At 45.1% G+C, this 23,040-nt stretch carries 22 protein-coding genes; 3 read left to right on the top strand and 19 right to left on the bottom strand.

What is annotated here, in order from left to right; translation table 11 throughout:
- Positions 1 to 39: 39 nt before the first annotated feature.
- The 12 genes from deoD to L1D22_RS02885 all read right to left on the bottom strand — a co-directional run bounded on the left by deoD (position 40) and on the right by L1D22_RS02885 (position 11,126).
- Positions 40 to 759 carry a purine-nucleoside phosphorylase gene (gene deoD / locus L1D22_RS02940; RefSeq protein WP_004734474.1) on the bottom strand — a complete coding sequence of 240 codons (720 nt, stop codon included), beginning with the start codon at positions 757 to 759 and terminating at the stop codon, positions 40 to 42.
- Between the two features lie 64 nt (positions 760 to 823).
- Complete coding sequence (locus L1D22_RS02935; protein WP_239828647.1) at positions 824 to 2,044, bottom strand: phosphopentomutase; 1,221 nt, start codon at positions 2,042 to 2,044, stop codon at positions 824 to 826.
- Positions 2,045 to 2,120: 76 nt separating this feature from the next.
- Positions 2,121 to 3,449, bottom strand: a complete 1,329-nt coding sequence (gene deoA / locus L1D22_RS02930) for a thymidine phosphorylase (protein ID WP_239828646.1) — start codon at positions 3,447 to 3,449, stop codon at positions 2,121 to 2,123.
- A 111-nt stretch (positions 3,450 to 3,560) separates the two neighbouring features.
- The gene (gene deoC / locus L1D22_RS02925; RefSeq protein ID WP_048605645.1) at positions 3,561 to 4,337 is read right to left on the bottom strand and encodes a deoxyribose-phosphate aldolase; all 777 of its coding nucleotides are present in this window, start codon (positions 4,335 to 4,337) and stop codon (positions 3,561 to 3,563) included.
- Positions 4,338 to 4,866: 529 nt separating this feature from the next.
- The gene (locus L1D22_RS02920) at positions 4,867 to 6,129 is read right to left on the bottom strand and encodes a NupC/NupG family nucleoside CNT transporter (protein ID WP_017629634.1); all 1,263 of its coding nucleotides are present in this window, start codon (positions 6,127 to 6,129) and stop codon (positions 4,867 to 4,869) included.
- Positions 6,130 to 6,333: 204 nt separating this feature from the next.
- A complete protein-coding gene (locus L1D22_RS02915) occupies positions 6,334 to 7,146 on the bottom strand; it encodes a TatD family hydrolase (RefSeq protein WP_239828645.1) in 813 nt (270 codons plus the stop codon).
- On the bottom strand, positions 7,127 to 7,282 hold the full coding sequence (locus L1D22_RS02910) for a DUF5363 family protein (protein ID WP_239828644.1): 156 nt from the start codon (positions 7,280 to 7,282) through the stop codon (positions 7,127 to 7,129). Before L1D22_RS02910 ends, L1D22_RS02915 begins: the two co-directional genes overlap by 20 nt.
- 105 nt (positions 7,283 to 7,387) lie before the next feature.
- Positions 7,388 to 8,968 carry a peptide chain release factor 3 gene (gene prfC / locus L1D22_RS02905; protein WP_239828643.1) on the bottom strand — a complete coding sequence of 527 codons (1,581 nt, stop codon included), beginning with the start codon at positions 8,966 to 8,968 and terminating at the stop codon, positions 7,388 to 7,390.
- A 138-nt stretch (positions 8,969 to 9,106) separates the two neighbouring features.
- The gene (gene rimI / locus L1D22_RS02900; protein ID WP_239828642.1) at positions 9,107 to 9,562 is read right to left on the bottom strand and encodes a ribosomal protein S18-alanine N-acetyltransferase; all 456 of its coding nucleotides are present in this window, start codon (positions 9,560 to 9,562) and stop codon (positions 9,107 to 9,109) included.
- The gene (locus tag L1D22_RS02895; protein ID WP_239828641.1) at positions 9,555 to 9,953 is read right to left on the bottom strand and encodes a DNA polymerase III subunit psi; all 399 of its coding nucleotides are present in this window, start codon (positions 9,951 to 9,953) and stop codon (positions 9,555 to 9,557) included. The genes rimI and L1D22_RS02895 overlap by 8 nt, the downstream gene beginning before the upstream one ends.
- Before the next feature lie 158 nt (positions 9,954 to 10,111).
- Entirely contained in the window at positions 10,112 to 10,615 is a 504-nt protein-coding gene (locus tag L1D22_RS02890; RefSeq protein WP_239828640.1) for an N-acetyltransferase, read from the bottom strand.
- Positions 10,599 to 11,126: an SCP2 domain-containing protein gene (locus tag L1D22_RS02885; protein WP_239828639.1), complete on the bottom strand. Its 528-nt coding sequence runs from the start codon at positions 11,124 to 11,126 to the stop codon at positions 10,599 to 10,601. Before L1D22_RS02885 ends, L1D22_RS02890 begins: the two co-directional genes overlap by 17 nt.
- 258 nt (positions 11,127 to 11,384) lie before the next feature.
- On the opposite strand from L1D22_RS02885, the gene L1D22_RS02880 reads away from it, so the two are divergent.
- The 3 genes from L1D22_RS02880 to L1D22_RS02870 all read left to right on the top strand — a co-directional run bounded on the left by L1D22_RS02880 (position 11,385) and on the right by L1D22_RS02870 (position 15,515).
- Positions 11,385 to 13,424 carry a bifunctional diguanylate cyclase/phosphodiesterase gene (locus tag L1D22_RS02880; RefSeq protein WP_017629626.1) on the top strand — a complete coding sequence of 680 codons (2,040 nt, stop codon included), beginning with the start codon at positions 11,385 to 11,387 and terminating at the stop codon, positions 13,422 to 13,424.
- A gap of 180 nt (positions 13,425 to 13,604) precedes the next feature.
- Complete coding sequence (locus L1D22_RS02875; RefSeq protein ID WP_017629625.1) at positions 13,605 to 14,618, top strand: peptidase U32 family protein; 1,014 nt, start codon at positions 13,605 to 13,607, stop codon at positions 14,616 to 14,618.
- Positions 14,619 to 14,636: 18 nt separating this feature from the next.
- Complete coding sequence (locus L1D22_RS02870) at positions 14,637 to 15,515, top strand: U32 family peptidase (RefSeq protein ID WP_176680389.1); 879 nt, start codon at positions 14,637 to 14,639, stop codon at positions 15,513 to 15,515.
- A gap of 84 nt (positions 15,516 to 15,599) precedes the next feature.
- On the opposite strand, the gene L1D22_RS02865 is transcribed toward L1D22_RS02870, so the two are convergent.
- The 7 genes from L1D22_RS02865 to rbfA form a co-directional block, all read right to left on the bottom strand.
- Positions 15,600 to 16,937: an MATE family efflux transporter gene (locus L1D22_RS02865; protein WP_239828638.1), complete on the bottom strand. Its 1,338-nt coding sequence runs from the start codon at positions 16,935 to 16,937 to the stop codon at positions 15,600 to 15,602.
- Positions 16,938 to 17,026: 89 nt separating this feature from the next.
- Positions 17,027 to 17,434 carry a MarR family transcriptional regulator gene (locus tag L1D22_RS02860; protein ID WP_239828637.1) on the bottom strand — a complete coding sequence of 136 codons (408 nt, stop codon included), beginning with the start codon at positions 17,432 to 17,434 and terminating at the stop codon, positions 17,027 to 17,029.
- A 157-nt stretch (positions 17,435 to 17,591) separates the two neighbouring features.
- The gene (gene nlpI / locus L1D22_RS02855) at positions 17,592 to 18,515 is read right to left on the bottom strand and encodes a lipoprotein NlpI (protein WP_239828636.1); all 924 of its coding nucleotides are present in this window, start codon (positions 18,513 to 18,515) and stop codon (positions 17,592 to 17,594) included.
- Between the two features lie 125 nt (positions 18,516 to 18,640).
- Entirely contained in the window at positions 18,641 to 20,761 is a 2,121-nt protein-coding gene (gene pnp, locus L1D22_RS02850; protein ID WP_017633285.1) for a polyribonucleotide nucleotidyltransferase, read from the bottom strand.
- Between the two features lie 352 nt (positions 20,762 to 21,113).
- Positions 21,114 to 21,383 (bottom strand): 30S ribosomal protein S15, encoded by a 270-nt coding sequence (rpsO, locus tag L1D22_RS02845; protein WP_004728948.1) that lies wholly within the window; start codon positions 21,381 to 21,383, stop codon positions 21,114 to 21,116.
- Positions 21,384 to 21,594: 211 nt separating this feature from the next.
- The gene (truB, locus tag L1D22_RS02840) at positions 21,595 to 22,554 is read right to left on the bottom strand and encodes a tRNA pseudouridine(55) synthase TruB (protein WP_176680392.1); all 960 of its coding nucleotides are present in this window, start codon (positions 22,552 to 22,554) and stop codon (positions 21,595 to 21,597) included.
- Positions 22,554 to 22,967, bottom strand: coding sequence for a 30S ribosome-binding factor RbfA (gene rbfA / locus L1D22_RS02835; RefSeq protein WP_017633284.1), 414 nt, complete (start codon positions 22,965 to 22,967; stop codon positions 22,554 to 22,556). The genes truB and rbfA overlap by 1 nt, the downstream gene beginning before the upstream one ends.
- Positions 22,968 to 23,040: the final 73 nt, after the last annotated feature.

Raw genomic sequence — 23,040 nt, 5'->3', positions numbered from 1 at the left:
TTGTTATCTGTTACTTTATCAAGCTATTGTGAACTGTAATTACTCTTGGTCACCAAGAAGCACAGAATCTAAAGCGATAACCATCATGTCGTTGAAGGTTGTTTGACGTTCATCCGATGTAGTTTGCTCACCGGTTTTGATGTGATCAGACACAGTACAGATAGTCAGAGCTTTTGCGCCGTATTCAGCACACACACCATAGATGCCTGCCGCTTCCATCTCTACACCGACAATGCCGTATTTATCCATAACTTCAAACATTTCAGGATCTGGCGTGTAGAACAACTCAGCCGAGAATAGGTTACCGACTTTTACATCAACACCACGCGCTTTTGCTGCATCTTCTGCCGCACGTACCATTTTGTAATCTGCGATAGCTGCGAAGTCGTGACCTTTAAAGCGAATACGGTTCACTTTTGAGTCAGTACATGCGCCCATGCCAATAACCACATCGCGCACTTTGATATCTTCGCTCACTGCACCACAACTACCAACACGAATGATCTTTTTCACACCGAAGTCTTTGATCAGCTCAGTCGCGTAAATGGAACAAGATGGAATGCCCATACCGTGTCCCATTACCGAAACCTTACGACCTTTGTAAGTACCGGTGTAACCAAACATGTTACGAACGTCGCACACTTGAACCACTTCTTCTAAGAAGGTTTCAGCGATGTATTTAGCACGCAGCGGGTCGCCTGGCATTAGAACTACGTCAGCGAAATCACCCATTTCAGCATTAATATGTGGAGTAGCCATTGAAAATATCCTTAATCTCAAAACAAAAAAGAAGAGAGAGGTTTCCCTCTCTCTTAGTTAACTATTATAGGAAGCTTGTGCCGTGTTCCATTGGTGATGTACCAAAGTATGACGCTAAGCTTTGACCAATATCAGCGAACGTATCGCGACGGCCTAGAGAACCGGCTGGAACCTTCTGACCGTAAACAATCACAGGGATGTGCTCACGAGTATGGTCGGTACCTGGCCATGTCGGATCACAACCGTGGTCTGCAGTTAGGATAAGTACATCATCTTCTTTCATCATATCGATGATTTCATTGATGCGACCATCGAAGTACTCAAGTGCCGCTGCGTAACCTGCAACATCGCGGCGGTGGCCGTAAGCTGAGTCGAAATCAACGAAGTTAGTGAACACAATCGTGTTGTCGCCCGCTTCATTGATCGCTTCTTTTGTTGCTTCAAATAGCGCAGGGATACCTGTTGCTTTGGTTTTCTGAGTGATACCACAACCTGCGTAGATATCAGAGATCTTACCGATTGAGTGAACGTTACCGCCCTTCTCATCAGCAAGTTTCTGCAGGATAGTTGCCGCAGGTGGCTCAACAGAAAGATCACGACGGTTACCCGTACGCTCAAATTGACCTTTACCCGGGCCAACGAACGGACGCGCGATAACACGACCAATGTTGTAGTCTTCTAGCTCTTCACGAGCAATCTGACAAAGGTCTAGCAGGTTTTGTAGGCCGAATGTCTCTTCATGACAAGCGATCTGGAAAACAGAGTCCGCAGAAGTGTAGAAGATTGGTAGGCCAGTCTTCATGTGTTCTTCACCTAGGTTATCTAGGATTTCAGTGCCTGATGAGTGGCAGTTACCCAAGAAACCAGACAAACCTGCACGCTCAAGAATGCGGTCAGTCAGTTCTTTTGGAAAGCTGTTCTCTTTGTCGGTGAAGTAGCCCCAGTCAAACAATACTGGTACACCAGCGATTTCCCAGTGACCCGATGGCGTGTCTTTACCAGAAGACAGCTCAGCAGCGTGACCGTAAGCGCCAATGATTTCAGCGTCTGCATCCATACCCGGAGCAAAACGACCTGTAGACTCTTTGTGAGCCATAGCTAAACCTAGCTTAGACAGGTTTGGTAGCGTCAGAGGACCTTGACGATCCGCGTTGTCTGCAAGACCTTTGTCACAATGATCTGCGATGTGACCCATAGTGTCTGAACCTACATCACCAAATTTGTCTGCATCCGCTGTTTCACCGATACCGAATGAATCTAAAACTAAAATAAATGCTCTTTTCATTTTCTTCACCAACTTATTGCTCTTTGCACCAGAACTCTGTTTATCGGCATACACTAGGTATGCCGATACCTGTTATTTACACGTCTTCAGAACGAATCTGACGGTAAACGTCTGGCGTTGCTGTATATTCTCCGCCCACAGTGATTGCATTTTGTAATGCTGTTGCAGCTTCTTGCCACTGTTGTTCGTTGCGAGCATGAATCATTGCTAATGGTTTATCTTCACTTGCCACTTCGCCAAGACGAATGAAGTGATCAAAACCGACTGCGTAATCAATGCTGTCTGTTGCTACGCGGCGACCACCGCCCATACCAACGACAGCCATACCAATTGCACGAGTATCCATTGCTGATACCACACCGTTTTCTAGCGCGTACACTGGTTTAACAATTTCTGCTTTTTCTAGGTAGTTATCGTAGTTCGCTACGAAATCTGCTGGACCACCAAGGCCCGCTACCATTTTACCGAAGCACTCTGCTGCTTTACCGTTATCCAGCACTGTCATCAGTTTTTCGCGCGCTTCATCTGAATCTTTTGCAAGGTTACCCAATACCAGCATTTCAGCACACGATGCCATCGTAATTTCTAGCAAACGTGGGTTACGGTATTCACCCGTAAGGAATTGAACCGCTTCACGTACTTCAACTGCGTTGCCCGCCGAAGAAGCCAGAACTTGGTTCATGTCCGTTAGGATTGCTGTTGTCTTCGTACCTGCACCGTTTGCTACTGCAACGATCGATTTCGCTAGCTCTTCTGACGCTTCGTAAGTCGGCATGAATGCGCCTGAACCTACTTTTACATCCATTACTAGAGAATCAAGGCCAGCAGCCAGTTTCTTAGATAGGATTGAAGCCGTGATTAGCGAGATGTTATCTACGGTTGCTGTGATATCACGAGTCGCGTAAACACGCTTATCAGCCGGTGCTAGATCGCCTGTTTGACCGATGATCGCTACGCCAGCATCTTTAGTTACTTCACCGAACACATCGTTGGTTGGTGTAATGTTGTAACCAGGGATAGATTCAAGCTTGTCTAGCGTACCGCCAGTGTGGCCTAAACCACGACCAGAGATCATTGGAACGAAACCGCCACATGCTGCCACCATAGGGCCAAGCATCAGAGAAGTTACGTCACCAACACCACCAGTAGAGTGTTTATCAACAATTGGGCCATCAAAGTTCATGTGGCTCCAGTCAATCACCATGCCTGAGTCACGCATTGCACATGTTAATGCGATACGCTCTGGCATTGTCATTTCATTAAAGAAGATAGCCATTGCAAATGCTGCAATTTGGCCTTCAGAAACCGTGTTTTTAGCGACACCTTGAATGAAGAAGTTAATTTCTTCAGCAGTTAGGACTTCGCCATCACGTTTTCTGCGAATAATTTCTTGAGGTAGATACATTAGTGCCTCCCAAACTCTAGTGAGTATGGTTTGTAGGGGAAAGAGGTAATATGGAGTGACTTAACGCCACTCCATCAAACAGACTAAATCTTGTTACACCCGATTGGGATATTAGTATGCTGCTGGATCAGCAGTCTGGTCTGTCACTTCTAATGTATTAAGAAGGTTAGTTAGTAGGCTTGAAGCACCAAAACGGTAGTGCATGTTGTCTGCCCACTCAGCGCCTAGTAGCTCATCAGCCATTGCTAGGTATAGTGCTGCATCTTCAGCAGTACGTACGCCACCAGCAGGTTTGAAACCAACAGTTTTAGCAACGCCCATGTCACGAATAACTTCAAGCATCATACGCGCGAACTCTGGAGTCGCGTTTACTGGCACTTTACCTGTTGAAGTTTTGATGAAGTCTGCACCCGCTTCGATACAGATTTGAGAAGCTTTCTTGATCAGTGCTTCTTCTTTCAGTTCACCGGTTTCGATGATCACTTTAAGTGTGATGTCACCACAAGCTGCTTTACATTGCTTAACTAGCTCAAAGCCAACTTCTTCGTTGCCAGCAATAAGAGCACGGTATGGGAATACTACGTCAACTTCATCTGCGCCGTACGCTACTGCTGCTTTTGTTTCTGCAACAGCAATTTCGATGTCGTCATTACCATGAGGGAAGTTAGTTACAGTCGCAATGCGTACTTCTGGAGTACCTTGCTCACGCAACGCTTTCTTAGCTGCTGGGATAAAGCGAGGGTAAATACAAATTGCAGCGGTGTTACCTACTGCAGTCTTCGCGTCATGACAAAGCGCCACTACTTTCTCAGTAGTATCGTCGTCATTTAGCGTCGTTAGGTCCATAAGTTTAAGTGCACGTAGAGCTGCTGCTTTTAAATCGCTCATTTCTATCTCCGATCAATATATTCAAATAGTTAACTACTTCGCCCTCCATCCAGTATAGATGGATATTTTAGTAATGCTCAGTAGTCACAAATGAACGGACTTGGTTCCCTGAAGACTTGATAACTTTCGCTACCAATTGCAATCCTTGTCACCGCACAGTACCAGTTTGGTCTATGGCACAACAAATCAGTCATGTTGTGTCTAACATCTATAGCGTATCGCTAAGTTTGGCTTAATCCCAGAAGAATAACCTTTGGACGAATCCAAGCGGTCACTTTCTTGCCAAAAGAGACATCCTATCCCCTAAGCTTATACATTATAGGTATCCATCAATAAATTGTAGTGCTCCTTAGAACGCAAACGGTTTGTATCTCAAAAAAACATTCTAGGCCCATTATCGTTCTCAAGTTGATGCTTATGCTTATGCTCATACAAAAAAATCACTGGGCCTAAAAACAAAAAAGCCCCGCAGCAATTTCTTGCTACGGGGCGATATTATTATGGCGTCTATATATCTAAATCTACTTGATTAGAAAGATAGGAAGAAGCCAGCAATTGTTGCTGCCATCAGGTTAGATAGAGTACCAGCAATTACCGCTTTAACACCCATACGTGCGATGTCGTGGCGACGGCTTGGTGCAATACCACCTAGACCACCTAGAAGAATCGCAATAGAAGAAAGGTTTGCGAAACCACATAGTGCGAATGCGATGATAGCTTGAGTCTTCTCAGACATCACTTGACCAGTTGCTGCAACAACTTGAGCGTTTTCACCAACGTATGGTACGAAGTTTAGGTATGCAACGAATTCGTTAACAACTGTCTTCTGACCAATGAAAGAACCAGCGATAGTTGCTTCTTCCCATGGAACACCAATGATGAATGCTAGTGGTGCGAAGATCCAACCTAGAAGAAGTTCTAGAGTTAGGTTTTCCATACCAACCCAACCACCGATGCCACCTAGGATACCGTTGATTAGAGCAATTAGACCGATGAATGCTAGTAGCATTGCACCTACGTTTAGAGCTAGTTGTAGACCAACTGATGCGCCACCTGCTGCTGCGTCGATAACGTTAGCTGGTTTGTCATCGCCACCGTCCATTTCGTCAGCGATGTTGTCGTCTGGCTTATCAGTTTCAGGCTTGATGATTTTAGCGAATAGTAGACCACCAGGTGCTGCCATGAATGACGCTGCAACTAGGTACTCTAGAGGTACACCCATAGATGCGTAACCTGCTAGTACACCACCAGCTACAGAAGCCAAACCACCACACATTACTGCGAATAGTTCAGAGTTTGTCATTTTAGGAACAAATGGACGAACAACTAGAGGTGCTTCAGTTTGACCAACGAAGATGTTTGCTGCTGCAGACATAGACTCGGCGCGAGAAGTACCTAGAGCTTTCTGAAGACCACCACCAAGAACTTTGATTACAATTTGCATAACACCAATGTAGTAAAGTACAGAGATAAGTGCAGAGAAGAAAATCAGAGTTGGTAGTACTTGGAAAGCAAAGATGAAACCGATACCGTCAACAGAGAAGTTAACTAGGCTGCCGAATAGGAAACCAGTACCGTCTTTACCGTAGTCGATCACGTTTGCTACACCAGCAGAGAAACCTGCAAGTAGATCACGACCCCAAGGGATGTAAAGTACGAATGCACCAAGTGCGAATTGGATAGCGAAAGCGCCACCCACTGTTCTTAGATTAATAGCTTTGCGGTTGTCAGATAGTAGTACTGCGATTGCGATCAGTGCAACCATTCCGACTAGGCTCATAAACAGGCTCATAGTTTATGACTTCCTTATTAGTTATTTATTGGCGTGTTACAAAATGGGGCTATAAAGCGGAGGCAATTATACTCATGCGACCACTAATAAAGTAATGCCGTCCTCACACTTTCGTAGAAGATTCATGTACCATTCACACGCAAATGTGAGCTAAATCACAAGCTCAGTGCAATTTACGCAAACGATAAACAAAAACCTTCGATTTTATTCACATATACCGAATGCGCGATGGCTATTTTGCCAAATTTGCGCTGCAATCGATTTCTTTGGCTCTTTTCTAAGCAAAAAAAGTTCATTTAAGATCGTAACTAAATATTTGGAATGATTAACATTTCCTTGGTTTCCATGCATGGGCATGTCCGGGGCATCCGTTTCCAACACCAAGTATTCAAGGGGCAATTTTGCGATGGTTGTGCGTGTTTTTTGTGCTCTTGGGTAAGTTATCGTTCCACCGACGCCAATATAGAAACCGAGCTTGATCCAAGCCAAGGCCTGCTGTTCACTCCCCGAAAAACCATGAATCACACCACCTAAGGTGAACTTGTGCTGCTTTATTAGCTCAATAAGTCGGTTGTATGACTTCCTCTCATGGATGATTAAAGGCAGGTCAAACGCCTTAGCAAACTCCATCTGTTGGATAAAAAAACGCTCTTGTTTTTCCCTTTCTACGTCCACAAAGAAGTCGAGTCCGCACTCTCCTATCGCGACACATTGGCTGTTTTTTGAAGAGAGTAACTGGCGAAGTTCTGAAAATTGCGCCTCATCCGCTTGCTCTAAAAAGTACGGGTGAAAGCCTAATGCGTAGTAAATATTAGGGTGAGACTGAGCGATCTTATCGAGTTTTTTCCAGTTACTTTGACCAATAGAAGGAATCAACAGTTTCTCCACTTGGGCTTGTTTCGCTTCTTTTAGGTAACCATCAAGACTTTGCTCAACTGAAAAACCGCTATCAAAGGCGTCAAAATCCGCATGGCAATGGGTATCAAATAGCGGAAAATCATTTAATTCTGGTGTCATCTTCCCCACTCTCTGTTTGTTGTTCTTGAGGATCACGACGATAAGCAACACAGCTGCGCTTATTCTCAGGCGTTAAGCCAAGCTCCTCGCACCACTTATCGTATTTCTCAATCCAAACTTTTATCCAACCGAACATAACTGCCTCTAACCTCAACCTTTAAACCTTAAATAAAACGCATTAAAAAACGCCTATTGCAGAACAATAGACGTTTTTGTTTAACTCGAATAGAGCGCGGAGTAATTAGTGCTCGCGCGTCGCTCGGAACTGAACTTCAGGGAAACGTTCAGAAGCTAGGTTCAAGTTCACCATAGTTGGTGCGATGTAAGACAGGTTGTCACCGCCATCTAGCGCTAGGTTAGATTGGTTCTTACGTTTGAACTCTTCCAGTTTCTTAGCGTCGTCACACTCAACCCAGCGAGCTGTTGCAACGTTAACACCTTCGTAAATAGCTTCTACGTTGTATTCTGCTTTCAAGCGCGCTACAACCACGTCGAACTGAAGTACACCAACCGCACCAACGATCAGATCGTTGTTCTGCATTGGACGGAATACTTGCACAGCGCCCTCTTCTGAAAGCTGAACCAAGCCTTTTAGAAGTTGCTTCTGCTTCAGTGGATCGCGTAGACGAATACGACGGAATAGCTCAGGTGCAAAGTTTGGAATACCAGAAAACTTCAGGCTTTCACCTTGAGTAAAGGTATCACCAATCTGGATCGTACCGTGGTTATGCAGACCAATGATATCGCCCGCGTACGCTTTCTCAGCTCGCGCACGGTCACCCGCCATGAAGGTTACCGCATCAGAGATACTTACGTTCTTGCCAGTACGAACATGGTTCATCTTCATACCTTGGTTGTAAGTACCCGATACGATACGCATGAATGCGATACGGTCACGGTGCTTAGGATCCATGTTTGCTTGGATCTTAAATACGAAGCCAGAAAACTTCTCTTCTGTCGCTACTACATCACGCTCGTTCGCTTGGCGAGTTTGCGGTGCAGGTGCCCACTTCGTTAGACCATCTAGCATGTGGTCAACACCAAAGTTACCCAGTGCAGTACCGAAGTAAACAGGTGTTAGCTCACCAGCAAGGAACAAGTCGTGATCAAATTCTGGACAAGCACCGATAACAAGCTCTAGCTCTTCACGCACGCTTTCCGCAAGATCGTCACCTACCGCTTCATCTAGATCAGGGTTATCTAGACCTTTGATGATACGTACTTCTTGGATCTCATGACCGTGGCCAGATTCGTACAAGATCGTTTCATCACGGTGAATGTGGTAAACACCTTTAAACTCTTTACCACAACCAATTGGCCATGAGATTGGAGAACAAGCCATACCAAGCTCGCTTTCCACTTCATCAAGCACTTCCATCGGGTCACGAACGTCACGGTCAAGTTTGTTCATAAACGTTACGATTGGCGTATCACGTAGACGTGTTACTTCCATTAGTTTACGAGTACGATCCTCGACACCTTTCGCAGCATCGATAACCATCAAACAAGAATCAACCGCTGTTAGTGTACGGTACGTATCTTCCGAGAAATCTTCGTGTCCTGGAGTATCGAGTAGGTTTACTAGGCAATCATTGTATGGGAATTGCATTACCGACGTAGTTACCGAGATACCACGTTCTTTTTCCATCTCCATCCAGTCAGATTTAGCGTGCTGGTTAGAGCCACGGCCTTTTACGGTACCCGCTTTCTGAATCGCGTTTCCGAATAAAAGAACTTTTTCAGTAATCGTGGTTTTACCCGCATCCGGGTGAGAGATAATTGCAAACGTTCTACGTTTGCTCACTTCTTGTTGGAAAGACATAGTCGCCCTTTGCTGATCTAAAGCGTAAAAAGGGCAAGTAGATAATACTTGCCCTTGAATTCTGTGTGCGGATTATACAGAAAGCGTGTCACTTTCTAAAGGGTCAGTTTGCACCCTATTTTGTCGCTTATTCTCTGCTTAGCTAAAAGACATAAAAAGATAGCTCATAATGATCGCATCTTCATTGCCTTGCTTAGTGGGGTAGTAGTTTCGACGGCGGTCGACTTCGTTGAAACCGGCTTTCTCATACAGGTTAAACGCGTTCACGTTACTCTCGCGAACTTCCAGCCAAGCACTTTCCGCGTCAGCTTGCTCACACATATCAAGAAAATGCTCGGTCAGCGCTTTACCATAACCTTTACCTTGCTGGCTTGGGTCGACAGCAATATTAAGCAGCGTCACTTCACCAACGATATTTTGCGCGAAGAAATACCCGACCACTTGCCCATCGGCTTCAAGCACATGGTGACAAGCACCTCGGCTATCGAGATCACGAATCATTGTTTCAGACCAAGGGTGAGAATGCGCGGTCTGTTCTATCTGCCAAATAGCGTCTAGGTGTTGTTGTGAAGTCGGTAAAAATTGATTAGTCATAAGCACAAATTTGTTGCCATAAATCGCGGCGGTGTTGGTTATTACCATTAATGTCAGACAGTAATGGGGATTGTAATGTTTTTGCTTTCAGCTCTTGGGCCGACTCACAACCCGCAAACCACACCCATTCAACATCACCAAGTTCGATAGAAGATAGGTGTTGAGGCTGAATATGTAAGGCTTGAGATAAGTCGAGCTTGATACTTTTGAGTACACGCTCAAACATCACGGCGAGGTCTTCCTGAGGTTTTTCAGGCGATACCAACAGTAACTTGCAATCGTTAGAGAGCGGAGTCAATTCAGATTCATAGCCCGCTAAACGCTCTGGGTGGCTAAGATCCCATTGGCTAATGCCCATCTCTTGCAGGTATTGTGCGTGTGTTTGTGACATATTTAGCAGTGTAACCTTAGGTTTATAGTGGGTGGCTTATTAGAGCAGAGCTAAAACGAGCTCATCAGAGTTGGGCTGATACTAACAAAAAATAAAGGAGCATCAAGCTCCTTTATTTAGACTAAATCAGTTTGCATTATATTGCGTAGGAAATAACCTTATAAGTCGTTGAACTCAGGACTGTAAGCAATCTCACCAGAATGACCCGCAAGCGCACCTTCAACTAACTCGATAGCTTGGAAAGCTCCCTCAGGCACATCCCAAGCGCAGCTCAAACCAAACTCACTCGCAGCCTTGAAACCAAAGCGACCGTAATAGGCAGGATCACCAAGCACAACACAGGCTGGGTAACCGAAATCAACCAAAGTAGAGAAAGCATCTTCAACCAATGATTTAGCAATGCCTTGGTTGCGGAATTCTTCTTTCACAGCAAGTGGCGCAAGCCCCTGCCAGTTGTGATCGTCACCTTTAAGGGTAATTGGGCTAAACATCAGGTGACCAACCACCTCACCTTCGTCAGAACAAGCCACCAGCGATAGCGTTAAATGACTATTCTCACGCAAGCTCATAACCAAATTAGCTTCTGCATCCGTTTCAAAAACAGATTTCAATAGACGATCAATGACAAGTATATCTGCCGGTGCTTCAGTTCGAACAAGCATTCATTACCTCACTTTGTGTATCTGGGGATTGTACTCCCTTCTGCACAAAATCAGCTAATTGATTTAACAAAGTTTTCATAAGAGTCGGCAATAAGTCCAAATCTACGCTATCCATCAAGTTTTTGACCTCTAAACCGAGCTCTGTATCGCCTTCAATAGACAATCGACGTTGGAAGAAAAGCGTATCTGGGTCTTCTTTACGTCCCGCAATCAACACAAGGTCGTTAAGATTTCCGCTAAAACTAACATCTTCATCGACTTCTTTATCAGCTACAACCAGTTGCTCATTTTCGTAGCTAATACACCAACTTAACCCCATATCTTTTATTGAAACTTTCAGCCACTTATCTTCTAAGAATTCAAAGTCACCGTCTTCTAAAGCTTCCTTGAAGACATTCTTCAGCGCTTCTAACAAGGCTCTTTTTTGTACTGTTTTAGGCAATAACTGGACTGGAGATCGCAAAATTGATGCGGCATTTTGAACTAGTTGAGTGCGAATCTTGTTTATCACGTGACTTATCCGTAACTTTGTCAATAATATGGAATGCATCATAGATGATGTTGAGATCTCAGTTACTGTTATGTATCAAATTAACTTCTGTTTGATACTCGACCTTTAATATCCTGAAAATCACAGTTATAGTAACTCAGGTAATGAGAATTACAGCGAATCGCTGCACTCACAGGTAAATATCGATAACCACACAAAAAGTAATAAATATTTATCGATAGTGAATATTCAAGCTCTTGGAGAATTGGTAGTACTTTGATGCCTCCCCAGCAACTACAACATTGGTTTACCCAGCTAACTGCAAATAGTCCGTTCTTTTTTGCAGTACTTGATGCTCAACATAACTATTTTATGGTGAATGAGCGTTACTGCGATATTGCTGGTTTGAGCCAAACAGAGCTTGCAGGCATGAATGACCGCCAAACATTAGGCGAGCAATTCTACCAACATCTTAAGCCTTACTATGAGCGCGCCTTCAATGGCGAAACAATTGAGGCCGAAGTTACTCTCAACGAAACTGACCTCGATACCAGCCTTCATTTCAGCTTATCCCCTCTAGCAAACGGCAACAAAACCGACTACATCGTCTTTCATGCCTTCGATACATCAGAGAACCAAGTCCTTGTCCGTTCTTTAGAAGAGTCCGAAGCGAAGTTTCATAAGCTCTCTCACCTACTCCCAGACGGATTACTCTTGGTTGAGAACGACTACATATTGTCATCCAACCCAGCAGCTGCTCGCTTGCTTGGTTTCAATTCCACCACAGAGTTGATTGGCGAAGAGTTAGGCCGCTTATTTATCGATGAACAAACCAAAACAGTCTTCAATAATAGCCTGAGTTCTATTATTTCTGAGTCTGGTTTGGTTTGCTTAACGGGCGCTCGATGTGGCTTCGAACGCAAGGTTCAACTCAACATCGACTCAACGGCCATTCTCGGCAGTAGCACCCAACTTGTGCTTATCCAAGACGCGCAAGAAACCGCAAAACAATACACTCCGGCCAATAGTGAAGATGCTTATATCGACGCGTTAACCAAGCTCTACAACCGAGTTGGGTTTACCAAGCGTCTTGAGCAGTTCATTCACAACGATACGCCAGTGGTGATGCTCTACTTAGATATTGATAACTTTAAGAATATCAATGATTCACTGGGTCATCACATCGGTGACAAAGTGATTAAAGAAGTCGCTTCGCGTCTTAAACGCTTACTGCCTCGTCAAGCGGTTATCGGTCATTTGGGTGGTGATGAATTTGGTATTATTCTGCCAGAGCCTGAACATCAGCGAACACCTGAAATGCTCGCTGAAAAGATCATCTCCTTGATCAATCAACCCTTCGATCTTCACCACTTTAGTAAACGCTTAGCCTGCTCTATTGGTAGTGTGAGCTTTCCTCAAGATGGTACGGATGCTCGCATCTTGCTGCAAAATGCCGACACAGCAATGTATGAAGCGAAAGATCGTGGTCGCAACCGCTTGATCAAGTTCAACGAACAGATGAACAAAGAAGCGCGTATGCGACTGTGGCTGGAGATTGAGCTTCAGAAAGCGCTGCAACAAAATGGACTCGAGGTTTGGTACCAACCAAAAGTAAACGCCCGTGATTTCACCATTAACGGAGCAGAAGCTCTAGTTCGTTGGAAACACCCTGTCGAAGGCTACATCAGCCCTGCTGCTTTCATCCCAGTTGCAGAACGTGCAGGTCTTATCGAGCAGCTTGGCCGAGTGGTGATGCGTGAAGTATTCGCGACAGTTAAACGCTGGAAGATGCAAGGAATTCTCCCGGGTCGTGTGGCAATCAACCTTTCTCCTGAACAGTTTGGTAATCCAAAGCTGATTGATTACATGGAAAAACTGCTGCGTTCGACAGAACTAGACCCAAGTGCGATTACGTTTGAGCTAACGGAAAGCGCGGTGATGAGTGATAGTGAACACACACTTCAAATGCTTAACGCCATCAAGAAACTTGGCTTTGCTCTCTCCATTGATGATTTTGGTACCGGCTACTCTTCACTGTCTTACCTTGCTCGCTTCCCAATTGATGAACTTAAGATTGACCGGGCTTTCATCTCGGACATCGATACCCTGCCAAAGCAAATAACCGTGATTGAAAACATCATCAATCTGGGTAAGTCTCTCGATTTAACCGTGGTTGCAGAAGGTGTCGAAACCAGTGAGCAAGCGACGCTGCTATCGAACCTCAACTGTAGCTCCATTCAAGGTTTCCACTTCTATCGCCCACAGCCGAAACAAGATGTTGAAGAGCTGTTCGCACAAAACCGCCGTCATAAAAACTAATTAGACGATTCGAATACGCACCTCATTCAAAGCCAAAGCAACACACAAAACCACCGTTTGTCAGTACCTCAAACGGAGTAAAAGCAGATTTATCCATCTAAACCTGCCTTACATCAATTCCGTCATTCACAATTCTTCATAAAATGCTCGCTTCAACTTAATTCTACTGGTAGTGAGCAAATGGAACTCTTATGCCCAGCGGGTAACTTACCTGCTTTGAAAACCGCCATTGATTGCGGTGCGGATGCTGTCTATATCGGATTCAAAGACGATACCAATGCCCGACACTTTGCAGGCCTAAACTTTGCGGGTAAAAAGCTCGATCGTGCTGTGCAGTATGTGCATGACCGCAACAAGAAAATTCATGTTGCCTTAAATACGTTTGCTCACCCAAATGGCTTCGAACGCTGGACTAACGCCGTAGACAACGCAGCTGCGTTGGGTGTCGATGCACTGATCATCGCAGACATCGCGGTACTCGAATATGCGGCAAACAAATATCCAGACCTTGAATTGCACTTATCAGTACAAGCGTCAGCAACCAATGCCGCTGCTATCGACTTCTACCATAAAAACTTCAACGTTAAGCGTGTGGTATTACCGCGTGTATTATCGATTCATCAGGTCAAACAGCTTTCTCGTAACATCACTTCTGACGTTGACCTTGAAGTATTCGCTTTCGGTAGTTTGTGCATCATGGCAGAAGGCCGTTGCTACCTATCTTCATACATGACAGGTGAATCACCAAATACAGTGGGCGCATGCTCTCCTGCGAAATACGTTCGCTGGCAAGAAACTGAAACTGGCCTAGAGTCTCGCTTGAATGAAATCCTTATTGATAAATATGAAGCAGGTGAGAACGCGGGCTACCCAACGCTGTGTAAAGGTCGCTTTGAAGCGGAGATCGACGGTGAGCGTAAGCGCTACCATGCACTTGAAGAGCCGACTAGCCTTAACACTCTCTCAATGTTGCCTGAGTTGTTCGCCGCGAATGTTGCTTCGGTGAAGATTGAAGGTCGTCAACGCAGCCCTGCTTATGTAGAACAAGTAACTCGTACTTGGCGCGCAGCCATCGACCGCTACTTAGCAAATCCAGAACAATACCAAGTAGAACAAGCTTGGAATGCGACACTGGCGAATGTATCGGAAGGTACACAAACCACGCTTGGCGCTTATCACCGTAAATGGCAATAGAGCCAAATGGAGAACTCAATGAAATACGCATTAGGCCCTCTACTTTATTTTTGGCCAAAACAAGACGTTGAAAGCTTCTATGAGCAAGCGAAATCAAGCTCTGCTGATATCATCTACCTCGGTGAAGCCGTGTGTTCAAAGCGTCGTGAGATGAAAGCGAAACACTGGATGGACATCGCTAAAGAGCTGTCTGCTTCAGGTAAGCAAGTGGTACTGTCGACCATGGCATTGTTGGAAGCGCCAAGCGAAGTCAACATCATGAAGAAGTACATTGATAACGGTGACTTCGCGATTGAAGCCAATGACGTGTCTGCTATTCAACTGGCAAGCGAAAGCAAAGTCCCTTTCGTTGTCGGCCCAGCAGTAAACACCTACAACGCGCGCACGCTGAACCTGTTCTTGAAGCAAGGTATGACACGTTGGTGTATGCCGGTTGAGCTTTCTCGTGAATGGCTTAGCAATGTCATGACACAGTGTGAAGAGCTCAATATTCGTAACAAGTTCGAAGTCGAAGTATTTAGCCACGGTTACTTGCCTCTAGCTTACTCAGCACGCTGCTTTACCGCTCGCGCAGAAAACAAAGCTAAAGACGATTGTGAAACCTGTTGTATCAAGTACCCAACCGGACTACAGGTCGAGAGCCAAGAAGGCCAATCGGTATTCAATCTTAATGGTATCCAGACCCAATCGGGCTACTGCTACAACCTAGTGAATGATTTACCCAACATGCACGACTTGGTTGATGTGGTTCGTTTAAGCCCACTCGGCATCGATACCTTCTCTGAAATTAATAACTTCAGAGCTAACGAGCAAGGTCAAAACCCGATGAAGATTGAAAGCCGCCAATGTAATGGTTACTGGCATCAACTTGCAGGTTTAGACGTAAAAAACATCTAGTTCGATAATTAAACCTATCAGCAACAGATACAAAAAAGGTCTAGCATTCGCTAGACCTTTTTAGTTCAGTTCAAGAAACACGACCTATGCCGTCGCTGTTTCCAGTGGTGAAGCATCGAGCTTCTTTACGTCTTTGTAGAGCATCACCATTACCACCACGCTTAGCGCAATGTTAGACAATGGATACGCAATCCAGATCCCCGGCACACCGTACAACTTAGGCATAATGTACAAGAAAGGCAGTTGGATAAGCATATTGCCTATCGTCACAAACATCGCCTTGCTGCCCTTGTTCACTGCTTGGTAATAAGCGCCCGCGACCACTAAGAAACCATCAAGTGCCAATGCAAACATGTGTAGTCGAATACCCAACACTGTGTACTCTACTAACTGTGGTTCGTCCGAGTTAAAGACTGACACGAACTCACGAGGGAACGCGTTGAGAAGCAACACAAACGCCACACCAATCAATACTGAACTCAGCATCGCAATCTTCAGGAGCTTACGAATATTCGCTTGGTTACACGCACCATGGTTGTAACTCACTAATGGTTGCATACCGTTGGCGATACCTTCTGCCGTGAGATAATAAACCGTCACGATGTAGCCCAAGATAGCGTAAGCACCAATCATCAACTGGTCGCCATATTGAGAGAACAACGCATTGTGCAATGCCACCATCATCGAGCCATAGGCGTACATAAAGAAGCTTGATGTACCAATCGCGAAGATCTGTGGGATAACAGATAGCTTCAATCGCAGTTCATTCCAACGTAAGCGTAAGTTTGCTTGACATGAAAAGAAGTAAGCCAGACCCAAGCCTGTTACCACAAATTGTGCAATTGCTGTGGCTAATGCCGCGCCCATCAACTCCCAACCAAACTGAGCGATAAACAGGTAATCGAGCACGATATTAATCACCGCACCGACAATCATCAGTATCGTGGCTAAGTTCGGGCTGTCATCGTTACGCAGCAGAAACGGCATCGCGATAGAACCCAAAGTGAAGACACTGGCACCAATCAGGATGTGTAAATATTGCAGACCAAGTTCGTACACACGCCCTTCTGCACCCTGCCAAAGCAAAAAGTTGTCGGCAAACAGATACAGTAACGCGGAAACAATCGGTGTTATCGCCAGTAGCAAGGTTAGACCGGTCGCCAGGATCTGCTTAGCACCTTGAGTGTCTTTTTCACCTTGGCGAATCGAGACAAGCGCACCAGTACCTACGCCCACCAGCATACCAAGACCGAGAATCGAACCAATCACAGGCCACGCGACGTTAATACCCGCGAGTCCATCAGCGCCAACATAGCGGCCAATGAAAATGCCATCCACCACTTGGTACAGGCCATTAACCAACATCGCCGCCACGGTAGGGATTGTATATCGCCAAAATTGACGACTAATTGAGTTACTCATTTCTTACTCTACTTTCATTTGTGAGTCGCATATCAACGAGATATAACTCGAAAAATTAGTTAACAAGGCTAACTAAATATCTAAATTATTTACTTCAACGCTTTGTCTAATAATAGGTTCAGTTGCTTAGATTCTTGATCAGACAAACGACTTTCTAGTATTTGAGCCATCACTTGGTAGATCTTGCTCTCTTCTTCTAAGCCCAACTCCGCTTTGTTGGTCAATACCACTAACTTGGATCTTGCATCTTCAAGTGACGCCTTACGCTCAACCAGGCCTTTTCTCTCAAGCCTTTGCACCATAGTGGTCGCTGAGGGCTTAGTCACCTGCATTTCAATGGCAAGGTCAGTCAATCGAATCGGCTCTGGAGAAGCCTGAATGACCTTCAAATAGTCATACTCATTGAAGCTCAATTGGCAGATAGGATCTTCATTCACCTGAGTGCGCCATACCTTAGAAGCAAAGCGCTCAATCTTTTCTAAATTCTGGTTCAGCATACTCACCCTATCAAATAATAGCATTTAGTTAGTAAGGCTAACTATTTTAGTGTTGTTTAAATTAAAAGCAATCAAAAACAAGGCCCAGTTTATAAAAATACTGGAGCATAAAAAAACCGCTGACAGGCAGCGGCTTTTCGAAATCAAAATGTGTTGCTTATTTAGCGTTGGCTGCTTCTTCGGCCTCAGCCAACTTAACTTGCGCTAAATGTTCGGCTTTAAGCGTGGTGAAGATGCGGCTTAGCTCTAAGAAAGAGTAGCGGTGTTCTACATATTCATACACGTTGAAAGACACTGACAACTTATACAAAGAGATCGCATTCGCGTAGTCACCATTCATGTGGTAACGCTTAGCAAGGTAGAAATACGTCTCTGTAAGACGCTGTGCAAGTAACGTGTTGTCACGAGTACCCGTTAAGATCGCCTTGAAAGCCTGCTCTTCAGTAATGTCATCAAGCATAATCGCAACTAATACCCACCCCCACTGCTCATCACGACTCTCGTAACGCTTTTGCAAATCAAGCTTGGCTTGTTCTGGCGTTAGCTCATGTTGAATGATGTATAGCCACAAAGCGCGAAACGGATCGCTAGGATCATCGGCATAGTGCTTCATCATCTCTTCATTAGCTAAGTCGTAACGTTCGCCGTAGTAGAGAGCAATAGAGCGGTTTCTTTCTGCATAAGAGTTTGCAGGATCAAGCTCTAGCGTAGAATCAAAAGACTCGTAAGCCGCATCAAACTCCCCTACCTGCGTAAAGTAAACACCCAAAAGATTGAAGATATCAGGTTGAGCAGGGTTCAATGAAAGAGATTGGTTGAAGTCGAGACGCGCTAAGTCACGCAGACCAACACTGTCGTAGTAGTTACCACGTTCAAACAGCATCTTAGCTCTAACTTCATCGTTCAAATCCGGGCGCTGCAATAACTGACTAAGGCGTGCAATTTGAACTTCTTGCTGAACGCTTGGTTGCAGTGGTACAGCCATTGGTGGGTAAACCCAACGTGAGGCGTTATCTGATGTTGTTGCACAACCAGTTAGTACAAGCAGTAAACACATACTCGCGGTTTGAAACCATTTCACAAATAATTACTCCTGTTATGACCGCAATAAAAAAAGGGGAGCGATATGCTCCCCTTTATAACATGCTTTGTTGACGATAGGTTAGAAATCACTAAAAAGCGATATCACCATCGACACACTGAGAATTACTCAGCAGCAGGTGCTTCGCCTTCAGCTGGCGTTTCAACTGCTTCTTTCATGCTTAGACGTACACGGCCTTGACGGTCAATTTCAAGAACCTTAACAGGCACTTCTTGACCTTCAGTTAGGTAGTCAGACACTTTCTCAACACGCTTGTCAGCGATTTGAGAGATGTGTACTAGACCATCTTTACCTGGAAGGATAGTGACGAATGCACCGAAGTCAGCTAGACGAGCAACTTTACCTTGGTAAATGCGGCCAACTTCAACTTCAGCAGTAATCTCTTCGATACGACGGATAGCTTCTTTAGCAGCTGCGCCTTCAGTAGCAGCAATCTTGATTGTGCCATCGTCTTCGATTTCGATAGTAGTACCCGTTTCTTCACAAAGAGCACGGATAACTGCGCCGCCTTTACCGATAACATCTTTGATCTTATCAGAGCTGATTTTCATTGTGTGGATACGTGGAGCGAATTCAGAGATATCTTCACGAGCACCAGAGATAGCTTCATCCATTACAGAAAGGATGTGCTTACGTGCACCTTGCGCTTGGTTAAGAGCAATTTGCATGATCTCTTTAGTGATACCTTCGATCTTGATGTCCATTTGAAGAGCAGTGATACCTTCGTTAGTACCTGCTACTTTAAAGTCCATGTCACCTAGGTGATCTTCGTCGCCAAGGATGTCAGAAAGAACAACGAAGTCGTCGCCTTCTTTAACAAGACCCATTGCGATACCCGCAACAGAAGACTTGATTGGAACACCAGCATCCATAAGCGCTAGAGATGTACCACATACAGAAGCCATTGAAGAAGAACCGTTAGATTCAGTGATTTCCGATACAACACGAACTGTGTACGGGAACTCATCAACAGAAGGCATTACTGCAGCGATACCACGCTTAGCTAGCTTACCGTGGCCGATTTCACGACGCTTAGGAGAACCTACAAAACCAGTTTCGCCAACACAGTATGGAGGGAAGTTGTAGTGTAGTAGGAAGTTGTCTTTACGCTCGCCTGTTAGCTCATCGATGATTTGAGCGTCACGTTGTGTGCCAAGAGTAGCAGTAACGATAGCTTGAGTTTCACCACGAGTGAATAGAGAAGAACCGTGTGTACGTGGAAGAACACCAGTACGTACGTCTAGCGCACGAACCATGTCTTTTTCACGACCGTCGATACGTGGGTTGCCAGCGATGATGCGGCTACGTACAACGTTTTTCTCTAGAGAACCAAGCATGCCGCGGATTTCGCGCTCGTTTAGTTCTTCGTCTTGAGCTAGTAGTGCTTCAACAACGTCGTTCTTGATTGCGCCAACTTGCTCGTAACGAGCCATTTTTTCAGTGATTTGGTAAGCGTCAGATAGACGAGCTTCTGCAAGCTCAGCAACACGAGCTTTAAGCTCAGTGTTTACTACTGGTGCTTCCCAGTTCCACGCTGGAGTAGCAACTTCTGCTGCGAACTCGTTGATAGCGTTGATAACAACTTGTTGTTGATCGTGACCGAAAACAACTGCAGAAAGCATTTCTTCTTCAGTTAGGTTATCAGCTTCAGATTCAACCATAAGAACCGCGCCTTCAGTACCAGAAACCACTAGGTCTAGTTTAGAAGTTTCAAGTTCAGTTGTGCTTGGGTTAAGAACAAGTTGACCGTCGATGTGACCTACACGTGCAGCACCGATTGGACCGTTGAACGGGATACCAGAGATAGCAAGAGCTGCTGAAGTACCGATCATTGTTACCATGTCAGGTTGAACGTCTGGGTTTACAGACATTACTGTAGCGATAACTTGAACTTCGTTCTTGAATGAATCTGGGAAAAGAGGACGAATTGGACGGTCGATTAGACGAGCCGTTAGTGTTTCGCCTTCAGATGGACGACCTTCACGCTTGAAGAAGCCACCTGGGATTTTACCAGCAGCGTATGTACGCTCTTGGTAGTTAACTGTTAGAGGGAAGAAGTCTTGACCTTCTACCGCTTCTTTTTTACCAACAACAGATACGAAGACTGAAGTATCGTCCATTGTTACCATAACTGCTGCAGTAGCTTGACGAGCAATAACGCCAGTTTCTAGAGTAACTGTGTGGTTACCGTACTGAAACGTTTTTACAACTGGTTTCTCAAACATTGTATTTCCTTTATCTAAAGAGTGCTCTTTAGAGTCAGTAAGTTGGAACCCAGAAATCACCAATCGCGACTAGTCAAAGCAGACGGAATTGATTCGTTATATCAAAAATACAACGAGCATCCACTTTGAATAGTCGCGACCTATTGGCCGACATCTGTGACTGTAACTTCTGAGTCGTATAATACCTATACAGATAGCTGTACAGGCGAGGCATAGTATAAACTATTTTTATATACAGGGATATTTTCGCGCTGAAAAAGCTCCGTGAATTACTTCAAACTCTGTCTTTCAGGCACAAAAAAAGGAGCAATAAATGCTCCTTTTCTTCAAACAGTCTTTGCAGACATCGCTATTAGCGACGTAGGCCTAGGCGCTTGATTAGATCTTGGTAACGAGAAAGGTCTTTACCTTTCAGGTAGTCAAGAAGCTTACGACGGCTAGAAACCATACGTAGAAGACCACGACGGCTGTGGTGATCGCCTTTGTGTGCTTTGAAGTGACCTTGAAGGTGGTTGATAGAAGCAGTTAGTAGTGCTACTTGTACTTCTGGTGAACCAGTATCGCCTTCAGCGCGTGCGTATTCTGCAACGATTGCTGCTTTAGTTTCTGCATTCAGAGACATAATTCTCTCCTGATAAGAGTAGTTTAATATTTGTAGCAGCCAATCTCTGATTCAGCCGCTACGCGAGCCGAGGATTATAGGGAAGTTTGCCAGTTGGTGCAATAACAATCGAACGCCTTAAAAACGAAAAAAGCGAACCGCCTAAATTAGGCGTCCGCTTTCTGTCTTATTTGCTCGTCTTTAACGACTCAGCGCGAATATCTCACTCGATTTAAGCACTCGCTTGTGGTTCTTCATCTCTGAAAACAACCAAACGTTTCGGTGCTACTCGGCCATCTTCAGCAATTTGAGCAACGCCAACAAACAGCTTTTCTTCACCGCTTGTCATGCGAACCGTACCTTCCGTCGGCGCACCAGCAACCTGAACAGGCATACCGTGCTGAACTAGGTCAGTCAGTTCCGCATTCAAGTTTACTTCTGGCAAGTCTTCAACAGCAGTGTCCATTGGCATCAACAGTGGATCAAGCAGCTCTTTCGGTGCAATTTCTTGCGCCTGCGCTTGCTCTAAGATCTCGTTCAGTTGCTCCAACGTTACCATACGTTCGTAAGGGTACTTTGCTACACCAGTACGGCGAAGCATGGTCACGTGAGCACCACAACCTAGCATCTCACCAAGATCATCGGTGATTGTGCGGATGTAAGTACCTTTTGAACAATGCACTTCCATCTCAACTTCATCGCCTTCAAAGCGAAGCAGTTCAATAGAGTACACCGTGATCTTGCGAGACTCGCGAGGAACCTCGATACCTGCACGTGCGTATTCGTACAAAGGCTTACCTTGATATTTCAATGCAGAGAACATTGAAGGAATCTGGTCAGTTTCACCTTTGAAGGTTTCGATACAACGCTCAAGTTGTTCTTGAGTCACGTTTACATCACGTGTCTCTACCACTTCACCATCTGAGTCAGAGGTATTGGTACGCTCACCAAGCTTAGCGATCACTACGTAGCGCTTATCAGAATCTAAAAGAAACTGAGAGAACTTCGTTGCTTCACCAAGACAAATTGGCAGCATGCCAGTCGCAAGAGGATCCAGAGCACCGGTGTGCCCTGCCTTCTCTGCAAAGTAAATACGCTTTACTTTTTGCAGTGCATCATTAGACGAAATGCCTGTTGGCTTATCTAACAGAATTACCCCGTTAATAGGGCGACCTTTACGACGGCGAGCCATTACTCTTCGCCCTTAGACTGAGTTTCGTCAGTACGGCCAGCTTCTTGTTGCTTACGCTTATCATCGTTTAGCACTTCACTTACTAGATTAGACATACGCATGCCTTCTACTAGTGTGTTGTCGTAAGTAAAACGAACTTCAGGCGTTAGACGGTGACGAATACGCTTGCCTAGAGCCATACGGATTGGCACTTCGTGCTCTTTAAGAGCAGCAAGACATGATTCAGGTGTTTGCTCACCAATACATAGGAAAGTAACGAATACTTTTGCGTAAGCAAGGTCACGAGACACTTCTACGTCTGAGATCGTTACCATACCGATACGTGAATCACGAACTTCACGTTGTAGGATAAGTGCTAGCTCTTTTTGAAGCTGCTGAGACACACGTTGTGTGCGGCTAAATTCTTTTGACATTTTCTTTTCTCACTTAGAAAGATGGGGGGCTTGGTAATTACCAGCCCCCCATGGTGTATTCAACAACCGATTA

This window comes from Vibrio sp. Isolate34, from assembly GCF_022397915.1.
In the GTDB taxonomy this organism is placed as follows: Bacteria; Pseudomonadota; Gammaproteobacteria; order Enterobacterales; family Vibrionaceae; genus Vibrio.
This window is presented reverse-complemented; position numbering and strand designations above follow the sequence as displayed.